At 32.6% G+C, this 16,136-nt stretch carries 14 protein-coding genes and 1 pseudogene; 1 reads left to right on the top strand and 14 read right to left on the bottom strand.

Translation table 11 applies throughout. From position 1 onward, the window contains the following. Window positions 1–268 precede the first annotated feature (268 nt). The 14 genes and pseudogenes from BLP46_RS03255 to BLP46_RS13525 form a co-directional block, all read right to left on the bottom strand. A complete protein-coding gene (locus BLP46_RS03255; RefSeq protein ID WP_092975543.1) occupies window positions 269–970 on the bottom strand; it encodes an ABC transporter permease in 702 nt (233 codons plus the stop codon). Further along, window positions 970–1,815, bottom strand: coding sequence for an ABC transporter ATP-binding protein (locus BLP46_RS03250; RefSeq protein ID WP_092975540.1), 846 nt, complete (start codon window positions 1,813–1,815; stop codon window positions 970–972). The genes BLP46_RS03255 and BLP46_RS03250 overlap by 1 nt, the downstream gene beginning before the upstream one ends. Continuing rightward, window positions 1,816–2,271 (bottom strand): 3-hydroxyacyl-ACP dehydratase FabZ, encoded by a 456-nt coding sequence (fabZ, locus tag BLP46_RS03245; protein WP_092975537.1) that lies wholly within the window; start codon window positions 2,269–2,271, stop codon window positions 1,816–1,818. It abuts the gene before it with no gap. Beyond that, a complete protein-coding gene (locus BLP46_RS03240; protein ID WP_092975534.1) occupies window positions 2,268–3,002 on the bottom strand; it encodes an SDR family NAD(P)-dependent oxidoreductase in 735 nt (244 codons plus the stop codon). Before BLP46_RS03240 ends, fabZ begins: the two co-directional genes overlap by 4 nt. 14 nt (window positions 3,003–3,016) lie before the next feature. Next, window positions 3,017–3,898, bottom strand: a complete 882-nt coding sequence (locus BLP46_RS03235; RefSeq protein ID WP_092975531.1) for a DegV family protein — start codon at window positions 3,896–3,898, stop codon at window positions 3,017–3,019. A gap of 32 nt (window positions 3,899–3,930) precedes the next feature. Then, the gene (locus BLP46_RS03230) at window positions 3,931–6,249 is read right to left on the bottom strand and encodes a beta-ketoacyl-[acyl-carrier-protein] synthase family protein (protein ID WP_092975528.1); all 2,319 of its coding nucleotides are present in this window, start codon (window positions 6,247–6,249) and stop codon (window positions 3,931–3,933) included. A 15-nt stretch (window positions 6,250–6,264) separates the two neighbouring features. Next, window positions 6,265–7,158, bottom strand: coding sequence for a hypothetical protein (locus BLP46_RS03225; protein WP_092975525.1), 894 nt, complete (start codon window positions 7,156–7,158; stop codon window positions 6,265–6,267). A 9-nt stretch (window positions 7,159–7,167) separates the two neighbouring features. Continuing rightward, complete coding sequence (locus BLP46_RS03220; protein ID WP_092975522.1) at window positions 7,168–8,157, bottom strand: peptidase U32 family protein; 990 nt, start codon at window positions 8,155–8,157, stop codon at window positions 7,168–7,170. A gap of 223 nt (window positions 8,158–8,380) precedes the next feature. Beyond that, entirely contained in the window at window positions 8,381–8,641 is a 261-nt protein-coding gene (locus BLP46_RS03215; protein ID WP_092975519.1) for an acyl carrier protein, read from the bottom strand. Between the two features lie 3 nt (window positions 8,642–8,644). After that, entirely contained in the window at window positions 8,645–9,370 is a 726-nt protein-coding gene (locus tag BLP46_RS03210) for an MBL fold metallo-hydrolase (protein WP_167669159.1), read from the bottom strand. Window positions 9,371–9,416: 46 nt separating this feature from the next. Next, window positions 9,417–10,910, bottom strand: coding sequence for a phytoene desaturase family protein (locus BLP46_RS03205; RefSeq protein WP_092975513.1), 1,494 nt, complete (start codon window positions 10,908–10,910; stop codon window positions 9,417–9,419). Window positions 10,911–10,922: 12 nt separating this feature from the next. Beyond that, a complete protein-coding gene (locus BLP46_RS03200) occupies window positions 10,923–11,597 on the bottom strand; it encodes an ABC transporter ATP-binding protein (RefSeq protein WP_092975510.1) in 675 nt (224 codons plus the stop codon). 6 nt (window positions 11,598–11,603) lie between these two features. Continuing rightward, window positions 11,604–14,102 carry an ABC transporter permease gene (locus BLP46_RS03195; protein ID WP_092975507.1) on the bottom strand — a complete coding sequence of 833 codons (2,499 nt, stop codon included), beginning with the start codon at window positions 14,100–14,102 and terminating at the stop codon, window positions 11,604–11,606. A gap of 451 nt (window positions 14,103–14,553) precedes the next feature. Continuing rightward, window positions 14,554–14,691, bottom strand: a pseudogene (locus tag BLP46_RS13525) (IS5/IS1182 family transposase); the annotation flags it as partial. Window positions 14,692–15,153: 462 nt separating this feature from the next. Here BLP46_RS13525 and BLP46_RS03185 point away from each other — a divergent pair. Next, window positions 15,154–16,023 (top strand): tyrosine-type recombinase/integrase, encoded by an 870-nt coding sequence (locus BLP46_RS03185; RefSeq protein WP_092975501.1) that lies wholly within the window; start codon window positions 15,154–15,156, stop codon window positions 16,021–16,023. Window positions 16,024–16,136: the final 113 nt, after the last annotated feature.

Here is a 16,136-nt window from a genome sequence, read left to right as displayed (position 1 = left end):
GTTAGTTTTGTACCATTTGCCCACTCGCTGTGCCGCAAATATTTTTTTCTTCCCTGATATTTGTCATGCAATTCACTCCTTAGTTTTTGATTCCTAAGTGATTGTATAATGTTGCGCATAGCTTATGTAGGACGAGATTTAGTTGGCAGTTTCTTTTGAAAAGCTATTTCACTTCCGAGAAAGGCATTAACTCCGCACTTTCTGTGGCGCGTATACCTGCTCTACTTGGCACGAAATAATCACATACACTCAAACTATATTCAATCCATTATTCTTGCTTATTATTCTTTTTATAAAGCAAAATAAAAACCCCTACAAGTACAACTATTGTTATTGAAGTAATTTTCAAGCAATCAAAAAATTTTTCATTATTTGAGAGATCAGCAAGTGAATTATTAATCTGTTGAGTATATAAAAAGCCAAAATAACATTTAATATCAGGATTTAACATTGAAATCATAGGAAAAAAGGATATCATCATTCTTATAGGTGTAGCAATTGAGGTTGCAGCACTTTGATTCTTAGTGAACATGGCAATTACTGAACCAATAATCATAGATATAATAATTCCTAAACTTTCAATGACAATATACATTATAAACTGACTAAATGAATACCCTGCCACAAAACCAAAACTGATTGATACCAAAAGACACATAAGAAAAACACTTGATCCAGCACCAATAAAATACTCCACAGATTTAACCCTGAGCATTCTCAGCATCGAAAGTGTTCCACTTTCTTTCTCTTCAGCGATTATGGAATTCATACTACTTAGCGGAGTCATTCCAATATACATTGTTGAAAAAAGATTCGCAAAAAACATATGTGTAAATTGTTCGGTTTTTATCAAAAATGTCATCATTAAACATAAAAAAGGGAAAAGGGTAAATTGTATCAAAATAGCTTTATTCTTCCATAAATCCTTACACTGCTTTTTAAAAATCGCTTTTATCGAATTAATTGACATTATTTCAAACCCTTACCTGTTAATTTTATGAAAATGGTTTCCAAATTAACATCAGATGAATGAATTGACTTTACACAATTATTTTTTAAATAATTATATAAAATATCGATATTCTTGTTGGTTAAGAATAATTTTTCAATTCTTCCATCATCAAAAGTTAAAGCAACTTCTAATTCAGATTGATATTTTAAACAAATCTCATCTGGATTTCCATACTCAACTATTTTTCCATTACTTAATAATGCGATATTATCACACAACTTATGAGCTTCATGCATATTATGCGTAGTCAAAAAAACTGTTGTTTTTTCTTTTTTCAAATCACGAATAACATTATGAATCAAAAGTGTAGTTGATGGATCGAGGCTACTTGTGGGCTCATCAAGAAACAATAGCTTTGGTTTATGAATAATGGCACGAGCAAACAATAATCTCTGTTTCATACCTTTAGAAAGCTTTGAAACAGCTTTATCTTTGCTATCTTCAAGTCCGACTTTTCTTAACACATTAAATATTTCATTTTTGTCAATTTTCAAGATATCAGTGATAAGTAAAAGATTATCAAAGCAACTCAATCTATCATATAAAGAATAATCATCAAACATTATTCCAATGTTTTTCAGTACATCATCAGGAAGCATTTCCGACTTTATTCCGTTTATAATAGTTTGTCCGCTTGTCGCTTTTCTTTGACCGCATAAGATATTCATTATTGTGGTTTTACCAGCACCTGATGGACCTAAAAGTCCAAATATCTCACCTTCATCAACATGAAAAGTAACTTTATCAAGAATAATTTTACCGGCAATAACTTTGGATAATTCATTTATCTCTATACATTTCATCTACTCACTCCGTTTATTATAGGAAGCGGATGAAAAAGCCATCTCACCTTTTGCAACTAATTTATTTTCTCCAGAGTATATCTCACCTTCAAAAGTCGCCATAGCCAAGGACTTATTTTTTCTTCTTACATTGACCTTCAAAATATCTCCTGGTGTTACAACTCTGACAAATTTAAAATCTTTTACTTTTACTATCATCTGAACTTTTTCATTATTCTCACTACCATCTACCGAAGCCATAACAAGAGCACAAGTCTGGGCAAAAGATTCCATCAACAGTACGCCCGGCATAATAGGCTGATCAGGAAAATGGCCTAAGAAAAAGTCTTCATTAGAAGAAACACACTTGATACCAACTGCACTTTTCCCTTCAACTAATTCTTCTAATCTGTCTACCATTTGAAATGGAGGCTTTTGTTTTAAAATAGAATTGACTTCATAGTTACTCTTTTTCACAGTGACAGACCTCCATCAACAATAACAACTTGTCCTGTAATATAAGAAGCTTTTTCGCTACATAAAAAAGAAACAACGTTAGCTACATCTTCAACATCAGCAAATTTTCCTAAAGGAATATTTTCTATATGCTTTTTAATATACTCTTCATTTAAAGCATCGAGCATTTCTGTTCTTACAAATCCAGGTGCAACGGCGTTAACTCTTATACCATAAGGTGCAAGTTCTTTTGCTGATGTCTGAGTCATAGAATTGATAGCACCCTTAGTTGCAGAATATATCACCTGACCAGGTAATGCTATTTTAGAACTCACAGAAGAAATATTTATTATGCACCCACTTTTCTTTCTAAACATTTTTAAGGCGGCTTGTTGCAAACAATATACATATCCAACTATATTGGTATTAATACATCTTTGAGTTGTAGCACCATCAAGCATAAGCAAATACTGATCTTTTACAATACCTGCATTATTTACCAACACATCTAACTGTTTAGTGGTTGCGTTGATTCGTTTAAACATGCTTCTGACTTCGTCATTTTTTGATACATCAGCTTTTATAGATATAGCATTTACACCTAAAGCCTTTATTTCATTTACTGTAGCTTCAGCGGCAGCAGAATTGTTGCAATAATTAATTATTATATCATATCCATTTTCAGCAAGAGATAATGCACATGCCTTTCCGATACCTCTTGACCCACCAGTGATTAACGCTGTCTTAGACATAATCCGCCCCCTTTTTACAATATAACTGGCATAACAGCCCATGTTCCGGGGCCACCGTATACGCCTGTTATAGGTCCGAGGAACTGAGTATAATAATCAATATTATTTATTATCAATAACCTCTCCAGTTTTTTCAGACTATTCTCGCAGTTGGCGTGTGAAATGATAGCGTATACTTTTTTTCCGCTTTTCTTTTCTTTAACAAGTTCTTTTATCATTTCATTAATAAGCCGATTCAGACCATTTTCTCCCTTATAAGCAAACATAGGTGTTATCATTCCGTCAGTAATAGTAAAGTTTTTCAACTTTACTATGTTAGCAAACACGAATTTAAATGTACTCATTCTGCCACAACGGTGCAAATATTCGCTACTTGGATTTGTCATTATCAACTTTGAATTAAGCGAAGAAATCATTGAATTTACAAGCTTTACGATATCTTCAGCAGACGCTCCACGATCTCTTAGATTAACAGCTTCACGTATCATTGCACTATATCCGTTTGAAATCTGAAGAGTATCTATTACTATTACATTACAGTTATTTATACGTTTAGCAGCTACTTTTGCCTGTTCAACTGTATATCCGAGCTTATGTGAAAAATGAATAGATATGATCGTATCACATTTTGAAGATAGTACATTGTATATATTTTGAAATTCACTGACTGTTACCGGAACGGTACGTGGCACATATTTTTTTTCAGCCATTTTTTCATAGAATTCGTTTATTGTATAAACTCTTTCATCTTTGCCAAACTCGGGCGAAATATCATACCAATCCTTTAATGACTGCAATCCTAATCTTACTGTAAGGGGCATCATTACGACATTTTCATGCTCTTTATAAAATGATAACGGGAGATCAGCACTGCTATCGGTTACAATTCCTATCATAAAAAACCTCACTTCCTAAAATATTTTGATAATTATTTTTTTAATATAAGCGCCATTACAGAACCACCAAAACTATGTCCTATAATAACACCATATTTAGTTTCATTATTAACAACAATTCCTTTGCCAACACTATAATCGCTAGCAATATCTTTTGGAATATTACCATCAAGCACAAGAGCACCATGTACAACCTGCAAAGCAGAACCCACAGCTCTGCAATCGCCAACGATTGGCTTAATATTCACTACAGATATCTTCTTGTTACAATGAGCAAAGAGCTTCGTATAGCACTTTCTTTCTGCTTCAGTTTCTCCGAAACCTATGATAAAATCAATATCATCTATAGAAATATCAGCAGCTTTAACTGCACCAATAACAGCATCACTAAGAAGAGATTCTGAAATTGATACATCCCCGCTCTCTAAAGGTTCATGTGTCATAAAATACCCTGCAACTTCAGCATATATTGTAGCATTGCGCTTACAAGCACTTTCATAATCTTCAAGCATAATCGCAGTTCCGCCCTCACCTAACGGGTAAACTTTGTTTCCAATTATATCGTAGAGTTTCTCAACAACATCAGAAATCTCATCGTTTCCGCAAGCAAGCATATTTTCCTGCAAACCGTGTTTGATAACATTTGAACTGTAGCATATGCTCTCAATGCCTGACATATTTCCATTGTTGACGGTTGCAGAATAGCCTTTGATCCCTAAACATATAGAGAGGAAACCACTAGCAGCATTATATACTGTATTAGGAAATACAAAAGCACTTCCGTGAGATGGTCCACTTTTCACAACTCCTGATACGAATGTTGCAATTGATGTAACAGGACCACTTGCAGTTCCAATTATACAACCGATCCTATTTTTATCAATAACATCAAAATCAATCTTAGAATCGTTTATAGCTTTGATACCTGAAATAACAAGGTATTTTCCAAGTCTATCCATTTTCCTGTATAATGCAGACTTAATTTTATAAGTATTATTTTTTATTGCATATGCCGATGATGATTCTTCAGATCCATATTCGGATTTATTTTTGAAATTATTAACTTTGTTTATATATTCATCTACACCTTCAACACAATCTGTAATTACTCCCAAACCTGTAATTGCAATCCTCTTATCAGCAGAAAAAAATGATTCTTTTCCAATAACATCATCATTATACTGTTTCAGAAGAATAGAAGCATTATTTCCACCAAACGCAAATGAATTTGACAAAGCATATTCCATTCCCATTTTTTTAGCAGTATCGATAACAATATTTAAACCACTATCGTCATCGCCCTTAAAATTAATTGTAGGTGGAACAATCGAATCGTATAAACTCTTTATTGTAAACACAGCTTCAATAGTACCTGCAGCACCTAAGCAGTGTCCTGTCATAGATTTTGTTGAGCTTATAAACACATTATTGCCAAATATTGAACGGATAGACTCCTTTTCAGTAGAATCATTCACAGGAGTTCCTGTTCCGTGAGTATTAATGTATCCAACTTCATCTACACTTACACCAGCTAGCTGTAAAGCGCTTCTCATTGCGCTTCTCTGTCCGACTCCTTCTGGATGGGGTGCAGTAATATGATGTGCATCACTACTTACTCCAACGCTTGATACTACACAATAAATTCTTGCGTTTCTGCTTTTAGCATGATCTATGGATTCGATTATTATAGCTCCCGCCCCTTCTCCAAGGTTAATTCCGTCACTTGCACTTAAAGGAGCACAAGCTCCATTTGCTAATGCGTGAAGAGAATGGAAACCTGAAAAAACAAGAGAAGATAAGGTATCAGCACCACAAACTATAACAATATCTAATATTCCTTGCTCAATAAGGTCGCACGCATAACCTATATTAAGAGTTCCAGCGGCACAAGCATTTCCTACACTTGAAATATAACCTTTAATGTTAAAATAATGAGCAATATTTACTGCCATAGAAGAAATTGGCATTTGAAATACTTCTTTTCTATCAACGGATTTGTTTCCTTCAATTAATGCTTTATATACTTTTTCAGATGTCAGTGCTCCACCTGTACAGCTTCCAACAATTACACCAGTTTTTTTATTGTTTTTATCATTTATAATGACACCTGAATCAGTAATCGCTTCTTCAACAGCTGTGAGACAAAAATCTGATACTAAATCAAGTTCTGCTTTTTTAACATTATATCCCTTAACCTCACAAGCGGTCTTTGTATAACATCCTTCAACTTCAATAGATGTTACATCTCCTGAGCCAGGCACGCCTTTTAATGCGTTATCCCATGCCTCTTGAAGATTATTACCAATCGGACAAACCACTCCTAAACCTGTTACAACGCACCTATTGTACATACGCTTCCCACCTCATTAATCTAAACTTTTTATTCTACAAATCAATTCCTCAAGTTTGGACAAATCATTTAAATATGAAACAATATCTATCATAACACAATCAATCTCTTTTGGAACGTCCTCAATACTATTCTTCTTGAATATGCAGTTTCCATTTACATAAAGTGTACCATAAAGCTCCTTTGCGTTTTCACTTTTAACTAAACTGTTGTTCATATCAGAAACATTCTTAATTTTATCAAGTGTAACTTCTATAAAACTCTTACAGATTGATGAACAGTCTCCAACTTTGATATGCTTATGATGCGCAGTTATGCACACTCTGCTTGAAGCAACATAAGTATATCCCAAATCAGCTGTTATAAGATATCCTTTTTCTTTAAGCTTTATGTATGAGGCCTTTTGGTTTTGAGTAATATTACAATGAACACCTTTAACATTTAAATCATTAAGATGTTCAATAACAATATCTGAGTTAGCACTGTTAGTATACATTACTTTTTTTATAAAATCATTCTCGTTTCTTATTATATGCTCGCTCCATGGACAGCTTTCGATATTCTTATTAAGTAAACGTCCAAGTATTACAGAATAATCCACATACTTATATTCTGTTTTCAAATAATAAAGCATACCTAAATCATTAATTATATAAATTATTTTTATGCCAAGTTGCATTAATTCAGCGCAAATTTTCTTACATTCAACAAGATGAGATTGTTGAATTATTGGTATTGCAACAAAAATCATTTTACCAGCCTTAGAAAATTCTTTTATTTCATTATAATATTTTGTTACGTTCTTGAATTTATAAAAACAAAACTCATCACCGAAACAATAACCGTCAAAATTTATTCTTTTTGCTTCTTCTAAGCACTTGTTATCAAACACTTTTGCGATGTTCAGCATTGTTTCACCTCACCCTATAAGATAATCTGTAAATTTACCGTTTTTAGAATACTTACAAGCATGATTATCACAGTACGTACTCTTCCACCAAGTTTCTTCATTGATTATCTCTTGTCTGATTGCCATACAGTCACCGTTTGAAAGAACTGTTTGTACCATCTTTTTATAAACCTTTGTCATTCTTGATGTAATTTTATAAGATGAGGAGCGACCGATTATCTTTAATGAATTAACTCCAGCATCAATCAGATTCTTTACCTGACACAAGGCACAATCACAATTAAAATCAAATATGTGACAAATTTCCACTTCACCATCTTCATTTTTACAAGTGTATTTATTCCTGCACGGGTATCCAAGATCAACTGCTTCTCCAAATTTATGATATAAATGGCATCCTCCGCTTAACATCGCACACGAAAGATGCGCAAAAACGCCAATCTCTATATCTTCACTAATACTTCTAATAGCTCTAATCTCTTCAATATTTGTGTCATGCGGTAAAAAAAATGATTTCACACCCAAAGAATACAAATACTTTACATACTCTTCATTTGAGATCATAAATAAACAGCTCGCAACTACTTTTACATCAGGAAAGGATTTCCTTATTATTAATACCTCACTGAGCGTTGCAACAATTATAGAATCAACACCACACCTAATAGCGGTTTCTACATATTCAAGGTAACCATCAGAAAGTGTTTTACCATTCACTTCATTAACGTCAGTATCCGGTAAGTTGAAAAAATTTGCAGTAAAACTGACAGTAACGCCATGTGAATGTGCATAGTCTATAATTGCTTTTAATTCTTCATCTGTAGTTATGCAACCATCTCTATCACTTGATAAATTTTTTCTTCCCCTATGAGAAAAACTTAAGTTCGCAAACCATTCAGGCGAAAACATTCCAAGATAAATCTCATCAGCCCCACAGGATATCTGTATCTTAGCAGATGCCAATGAATTCACAGGAACTTTTATTTTTACACAATCCATAATACAACTCCTATTTCAGCAATCTATTTCTAGATCCAAATAGCTCTCTATTATTTAACCCAGCGACTTGCACACGGAGTGAACAACTAAGAAGAAATGTGATAACAAGGCATTGTTTCTTATCAATAGATTTAATTTTCAAAATTCTAAATCAAAATTAATCTACTAAACATCATAAAGACCCGTTTTACAAGGGTTCCCTCCGCATGCGAGTCGGGATTTATTAATCAGTAATTTTGCTCTCGATATAGCTACTAAGTTTGTTTAGATTTTCAAAATATTCACTATCCTTGTCAGTAAGAGCGATATTATACTTTTCATCTACACCTGCTACAATTTCAAGCATATCTACTGAATCAAGTTCAAAGCCCCCTTCAAACAATGATTCATTTTCATCAATTTCCTCTGGATTTAAAGAAATATTAAGGTTATTGATAAGAATCTCCTTTAAAGTTGTTAAAATCTCATCACGTGTTGCTTTCATATATTACTCTCCTTTAAAAATAATTATATTATTATTAGCACATGCATCAGCAAAAGACACTTTGCTTTCATCATGTGAAACAAAAACCGATATATTTGACGCGTTATCATGAATTATTTTGTTTATTTTTACAGCTGATGATAAAGACACCTCATAAAGCGAATCCTTTTTGTTGCCAAATGGAATTATACTTCCTTCTTCATCAAAATAACCCACATCACCTAAAACTAAAAAATTTTTGTCACCATGTTCTATCAATACAGACTGATGTCCCTTTGAATGCCCAGGTGTAAATATCAAATTTACGCTAACTTCATCATCTTTATAAATGACTTTATCACCTTCAACCATTTTATAATCGATTCCATCAATCAATTGATTAATATACATAGGGTTTTTTTTATTCGCAATAAAATCATCCATCTCCTTCTTTTGTATATAAATCGGAATATTTCGAAATAATTTGTTCCCCCCACTATGATCAAAATGGAGATGAGTATTGATTATAAAATCAATTTTATTACAGCCAATATCTGCTAATGAATCTGTAACTTTTTTTTGATCTGTAACTTTAAAAAATTTACCTATCGTTCCAAGGCTCGCATAAGTCTCTTTTGCCATGCCCGTATCTACTAAAAAAGATACTTTTTCAAACATAAATAAAAATGAGTAAACAGGATATTCGTCTTCCATATTTGAACTTGGAAATAAACTAAATCCTTTTTTCATACTAAGAACACAGTTTTTTATTATACAAATTTTCATATATACCCCACTACTTTTCTCTGCTGATGATCATATCTGATACTATTTTTCCAGAAGCAATTACACGCGGAATTCCCCCTCCTGGAAATGACCAATGACCTACGCGATAGAAGTTTTTGATAGGTTCTTTTCTTAATATGCCGCCTTTACCTTCTTCCCACCCCATCATTGAACCTTCTGTATTTCCGGTATATCTTTCATAAGTTATTGGAGTTATAAAATCAGTAAAAAATATATGTTCTCTAATATCAGGAAAAACTGTTGATATAGAATCAAGAACCTCTTCAACAACTATCTTTTTTAAATCGTAATACTGTTCATTCCTAGTTCTGTCAAAATCAGTCTTCCAATAATTCATATAGTTATATGGTAATCTAAACCCGATTTCAAGAGTGTTAAAATTTTCAGGTGCATACGACCTATCATGCAAAGATCTGAAATATAAACTTTTCCTACAATACTTCAAATCATATCCAAATACTTTTTCAAGATCATCCGAAGGTAAAAAAGTAATTGTCTCTCCCTTATACCCCATTTTGGCAAAATCATAATCCACGCCCAAGGATATACGACAATAGGATGGATATATTTTTTTATCTTTTATTTTTCTAATAAACTTTTCAGGAAGATTTTTTTCACCTATAAGTTTGAAATAAGTTGCATTGGCATCAATATCAGAAATGATATTTCTTCCATAATATTTTGTTCCATCCTTACATTTAACTCCAACGGCTTTTTTATCCTTAACAATTATCTTCACAACTTCTGTATTTTTTTTGATTTGAGTACCGTTTTCTAATGTTATTCTTTCTAATGCTTCAGGCAAATTATCCTTGCCATTCTCTTTAGTCAAATAATAATAATTTTTTGAATAAGCCCATGCTATTTTACATAAAATAGGGTATATGGAGCGATCAGGAACTGTTCCCAAAGAATATAATATATTTTTTAATTCTTTTGATTTGAACATTGATTCAATTACATCACAAGCTTTTTTCCCTGAATATTTCCTTATAACTGGCATTTTATTTGTAACATAGTTCATGCCAAATTTTACAAAATCCATCAATTTCATATACTTAAATGAGCTATTCATTAAAAGCTCCATTTCATCGCCGAATTTTTTAGCCTCTTCAAAAAATAAAATTATGTTGTCCTTATCATCTTCAAACTTATTAATTAGTTTCTCTTTAAAATCTTCAACATCAAATGACAATAAATACTGACCATTTGTGGTAATTATATTCATCATTGGATCGAATTTTTTAAATTCCACATATTCTTCTGCATTAAGTTCTGCTAAGAAACGTTTTATCATTTTAACATTATTTATCCAATGCGTAGACGAATCAAATTTAAATCCCTTGCGCTTATATTCAACAATACATCCTCCGCAGTTAGCATTTTTCTCAATAAGCAATACTTTTCTTTTAGCTTTGGATAAGAAAGCAGTAGCAACAAGTCCCCCAAGTCCACCACCTATTATAATATCATCATATTTCATTTGATTTCCATCCTATTTAATCACTTTTCCGTCTTTTAATTTAATTAGATTATCACCATACTCAGAAGCCTCTAGTGAATGTGTTACCTGAATAAAAGTTACGCCTTTTTCACGATTAAGCTTACTGAAAAGCTCCATTATTTCCTTTCCTGTAATTGAATCCAAATTACCGATTGGCTCATCAGCTAATATTATCTCAGGATCGTTTATAAGAGCTCTTGCAATAGCAACTCTTTGCTGTTGACCTCCTGATAATTCACAAGGGAGATTTCTTTCACGCTTGCTTAATCCGGTTATTTCTATAAGTTCCTTATATCGTTCTTCATAATCTTTTGCTTTTTTCTTATCAAGCAAAACAGGAAGCATAATATTATCTCTAACATTCAATGTAGGAACAAGATTATAAAACTGAAAAACAAAACCTATATTTTTAAGGCGCATATTACTTTTTTGTTTGTCGTTAAGCTTAACAATACTTTTTTTATTAATCTGTATATCGCCTGAAGTTGGTTCGTCAAGTCCGCCCAAAAGATAAAGAAAGGTACTTTTCCCTGAGCCAGAAGGCCCCATAATACTTGTAAATGATCCCTTTTTTATTGAAAGATCGATATGTTTCAGAATTGGAACTTCTTCTCCTGCTATATAAAATGATTTGCATACATCTATTACATCAACAATTTTTTTCATATATAATTACCTTCCCTTTATCTCTTCGGATATACTCATTTTTCTTGTTTTCATTTCAAGGAATATAAACGAGAGAACACTTGAAACTAAAGCTATTGTGAAAAACATTACAAAAACCGAAGGATTAATTTTAATTGCATATGGTTTATTTATCGCCTTCATTACAAATTTAGAAATATGTATTATTCCCAAGCCTTCTGCAACACCGATCAATCCACCAAATATTCCGCAAGTAAGAGCTTCAACCAGAACTATAAGTATTCCTTTTGATTTTGTCATTCCGATAGATCTCATTATCGCTTTGGTTTTTCTTCTTTCAAGGTAATTCATTATAAGATTATTCAAGAGTCCAAAGAAACATATTATAATAACAACGCATGATAAACCGTTAAAGATGTTGGTTTTCTGTTCACTGCTCTTTTTGCTCACTTCAATTAATTCATCAATTGAAGTGATTGAAATATTGTCATTTGGAAATTCCAAAAAGAGCTTTGTCTCAATTGCAGGATCCTCGCTTTTTATGTAGAACTGACTGTAGTTAACAATATTGAAATCTTCTTTCAAATTTTCCTCACTTATCAAAGCGTAATTTCCGCCGCTTTCAAGCATGGAGTAAAATGAACCAACAACTGTATAATCAACTTTTCCGTCGTTTGTTTCAAGAGAAACAATATCGTTTTCTTTAAGATCATATTTATCCATGAGCATGTATGTCATAATGATGTTTTTGCCTGAATCGAGTTTCTCAATGCACTCCTTTTTTTCAGCTTCTGTACCTTCAAAATCAAAGCTGCGGAAATCTAGATAATTATGTGTATCTATTCCTTCGACCACATTTATTGTCTTTTCACTATCATTTATGGAAACATTTCTCTGCGAAAACAGACCATAACTATCCTGTATTTCTTCTATATTTACGAGTTTGTCCCTAAATTCATCATTCATCGATTGTGATTTAATGATATAATCAAAATGATACGACGAAGAAACAACATTATTTATTTCAAAAACTATACTTCCTGTTACAGTGAAGACAGAGATTGCAGTTGCGACTGCTAACGTAAGTAGCAAAACATTATTAATACTTTCAGAAGAGTTCTTGATGTTTTTTAATGCAATTAATCCTGCATTTCCAAAAAACAAAGAATATAACTTTTCGAATTTGGAGGCTATAAAATGAATGATATATGAAGTAATTCTGAATGCACCTATTATAAGAAGTACAAGAGAGATCGAATCAAAAACTATTGCGCCCTTCTTAAACGGAACATACAATAAACCGATGGCTGCACAAATTATTATCAAAGAGATCATAAATCCGACAAACGAACCTTTTTTCACTTTTTTGATCTCAGGCTGATTTAAAACAATAGTCTTGATAGACTTTTTATTAGCACTTAAAACAGGCAGTATTGCACTGACAACAGCTAAAACGACTGCCCACAAGAATGCTATGATAATATCGATAGCTGAAAAAGTTAATTCGATATTAACATTCTCAAGATCTCCTGTCATACTCATGCGAACAACAATATAAAGTATTAATAATCCGGTAAAGCAGCCTAATATTCCGCCCAAAACACCATATACTGAACTTTCAAAAATAAGCATTAATGAAGTTTGACGCTTATTTGCACCAATGCTTCTGAAAGTTCCTATAACAGGCATTCTTTCAAGAATTAACACTTTAAATGATGAGTAGATGATGTAAAAACTCATTATAGATATAATTATAAGCAAAACATACATCTGCACTATCAAATTCTTTGATTCTTCTTCGATTTCTTCCTCAGAATAAGAATAATCTACTTTTAACTCTGGATTCTCATCCGAGAGTTTTTGGAGTGCATTTTCTTTATCAACATCTGTTTTCAATACAACATACAATTCTGATACACTTTCTTGAGGAAGTTTAAGCATCTCCCTTAGAGTCGTTATAGGTATTATAGCACTGTATCTTTGTCCATCAAAAGCAAACAATCCCGTTTTTTTAGCAATTCCGTAAACGTTAAAGTTGTATTTTACATCATTAATAGAGATCTCAAATTCAGAGCCAATATCAAGACCAAGCTTTTCAGCTGTGTAAGATCCGATTATTACTTCCTTTCCTTCAAAACTTTTATTATCAACCTTATCAAATTCTATAGGATTAAAGTTCTGAATATCATCATAATCAAATCCATTAATTTGGAAAAATAAACTTCCCGATTGGGTTTTTTTATCAAACAAGCCAGTTACATTAAGTTTAGGTATAACACGGTCTGTCGCTACTTCGTTGCAATTAAGATCGGTAAGTTCAAAAAATTGTTTTTCCTTTGATAATACAACAATATCAGCAGTTCCTACACTTGCTTTATATGAATCTCTTTGAAGCTCTACAAGTGTCTTTGATAATGTCAAAGATGCAAACAACATAGCTGATGCCAAACAAATTGAAAGCACCAAAATAAATGTTCTCAGTTTTTTGCTTTTAAATTCTTTTAGTATATATTTTAATAAAATCATTCTTCAGCTCCATATTAATTACATCTTTTGACTTGAATTTCCAAATCGTTCAAGCAAAAAACTACCTATAACTACCTAAATTATAGGCAGCACCGAACAATTTGGTTAGAAAATGGTTGTGGAAATCTTTTGTTTCCAGATTCAGAGCAAAAATTTTCAAGTTAAGTAGCCAAACAAGGTATGTCAGCCAAAATCAAATTTGCTAAGATAAACACGATATTGAGTTTTGGTATCTGTTTTTGCAGCTCTCAATAACGCATTTTCTTAAAATCGAGCTGTCATTTGACAATAGCGGATAAATGCTCAGCATTTTCTTTTACCGATGACTTTTGATGTTCTCTTTTCTTAGCTTTATATTTGCCGCTTCTGCTGAACTCGTTTAACCGGGATGGGTGACGATTAATCTTATATTTTACTTTCTTGCCTTGTTTGTTACAAACGATAGCGGTTTTCTTTTCTATGCACCGGTATAACCGGCGTTTCCGTTTACGGTTTCTTCCTCGCTAGTCAATAGGTTTTCTGTTTGGGTAACGTCATGTTTATTTGCATAGGTGCCAACGACCGTATACACTAATCCGCTGTCCTTATCCACATTTCGTAGATTGTTTCAATCTATGAAACGCAAAGAGTATAAAATAGCAATCTTATAATATCATGTTTTGTCGAATTATGCAATAGATATTTAGAAAATAATTCTAAATTTTTAAATTTTTTTGTTTTAGTTTTTGCTTTTGTGAAAATCCAACAATTACCGTAAAGGTTTTTTTGCAATTCTCGTCAGTTGTTTTGTCAGATTGTTTTAAGTATAAATGAAGCAAAAGAAAGGGTGATATTTACGCCAAAGAAAGGTACAAATATTTATAAGAGGAAAGATGGTCGTTGGGAGGCTAGATATCTAAAATCAATAAGCAAAGAGGGTAAACGGATATATGGTTCTGTATATGGAAAGACGTTTGATGAAGCAAAACTCAAGCAGGATGAGGTTACTCGAAATAACTCGCTGGTTACACAAAACGCCACGAGAGTAGTTTTAAAACTGCAATAAATATCCGTGGAATGGAAAGATAGTATTAAACAGTCGGTAAAAGAATCCACTTATCTCAAATATGAAACGATCATACGTAAGCATATACTTTCTCACAACATCTCAACTATCAATATGTCAAATTTGACAACCAAAGAAATACACGATTTTTCTGAGCATCTTTGCAAAGAAGGATTGTCCGCAAAAACTGTCAATGATATCTTAGTGGTTCTTGGTCTAATTTTGAAGTATGCGGAAGATATTTATAAAATATCAAAACCAAAAATAAAGTTCAAGAAAGTTCAGAAAAAGGAGTTACGTGTTTTATCCAGTCAAGAGCAGACCGTTCTGGAGCATTTCCTTCTACAAGAAACGAACAGCTATAAGTTGGGTATATTAATCGCCCTTTATACCGGTATTCGGATTGGGGAATTATGCGCCTTGCAGTGGGAAGATATTCAGGTAGATAGGATTATCATCAATAAAACAGTTCAGCGACTCAAAGAAGGAGACAAAACAGTTTTATCAGTGACTACACCAAAAACAAGTAGTTCTATTAGAGTTATTCCAATACCACAGTTCCTGAAAAAATATCTGGAATCATTTAGAGGAAAAGGTTCTGTATTGAAGAATCGAAAAGGCAACTTCGTCGAGCCGCGACTATTGCAAATGACATTTAAAAAGTATATTGATGAATGTGGATTAGCAAAAACAAACTTTCATGCGCTTAGACATACTTTTGCTACAAGATGCGTAGAAAGCGGCTTTGATATTAAGTCCTTGTCGGATATCCTTGGTCATTCTGATGTTAAAACAACGTTAAATAGATATGTCCATTCAACAATGAACCAGAAAAAGAAAAATATGGATTTACTTGTGCCGCTCGCGACTATCTAAATGGTCAGTTTTTTAGTCAAAGCTTTAAAAAGGTTAGGGTTTATGCGAACTTTGAAAGATATTTCATAGATTGAAACAATCTGCGAAACAATTATAAGAACTAAAAGGTAGTT

This window comes from Ruminococcus sp. YE282, assembly GCA_900101355.1.
Lineage (GTDB): Bacteria > Bacillota > Clostridia > Oscillospirales > Acutalibacteraceae > Ruminococcoides > Ruminococcoides bromii_A.
Note: the sequence above shows the minus strand (reverse complement) of the source record. Positions and strands in the feature narration are given on the sequence as shown.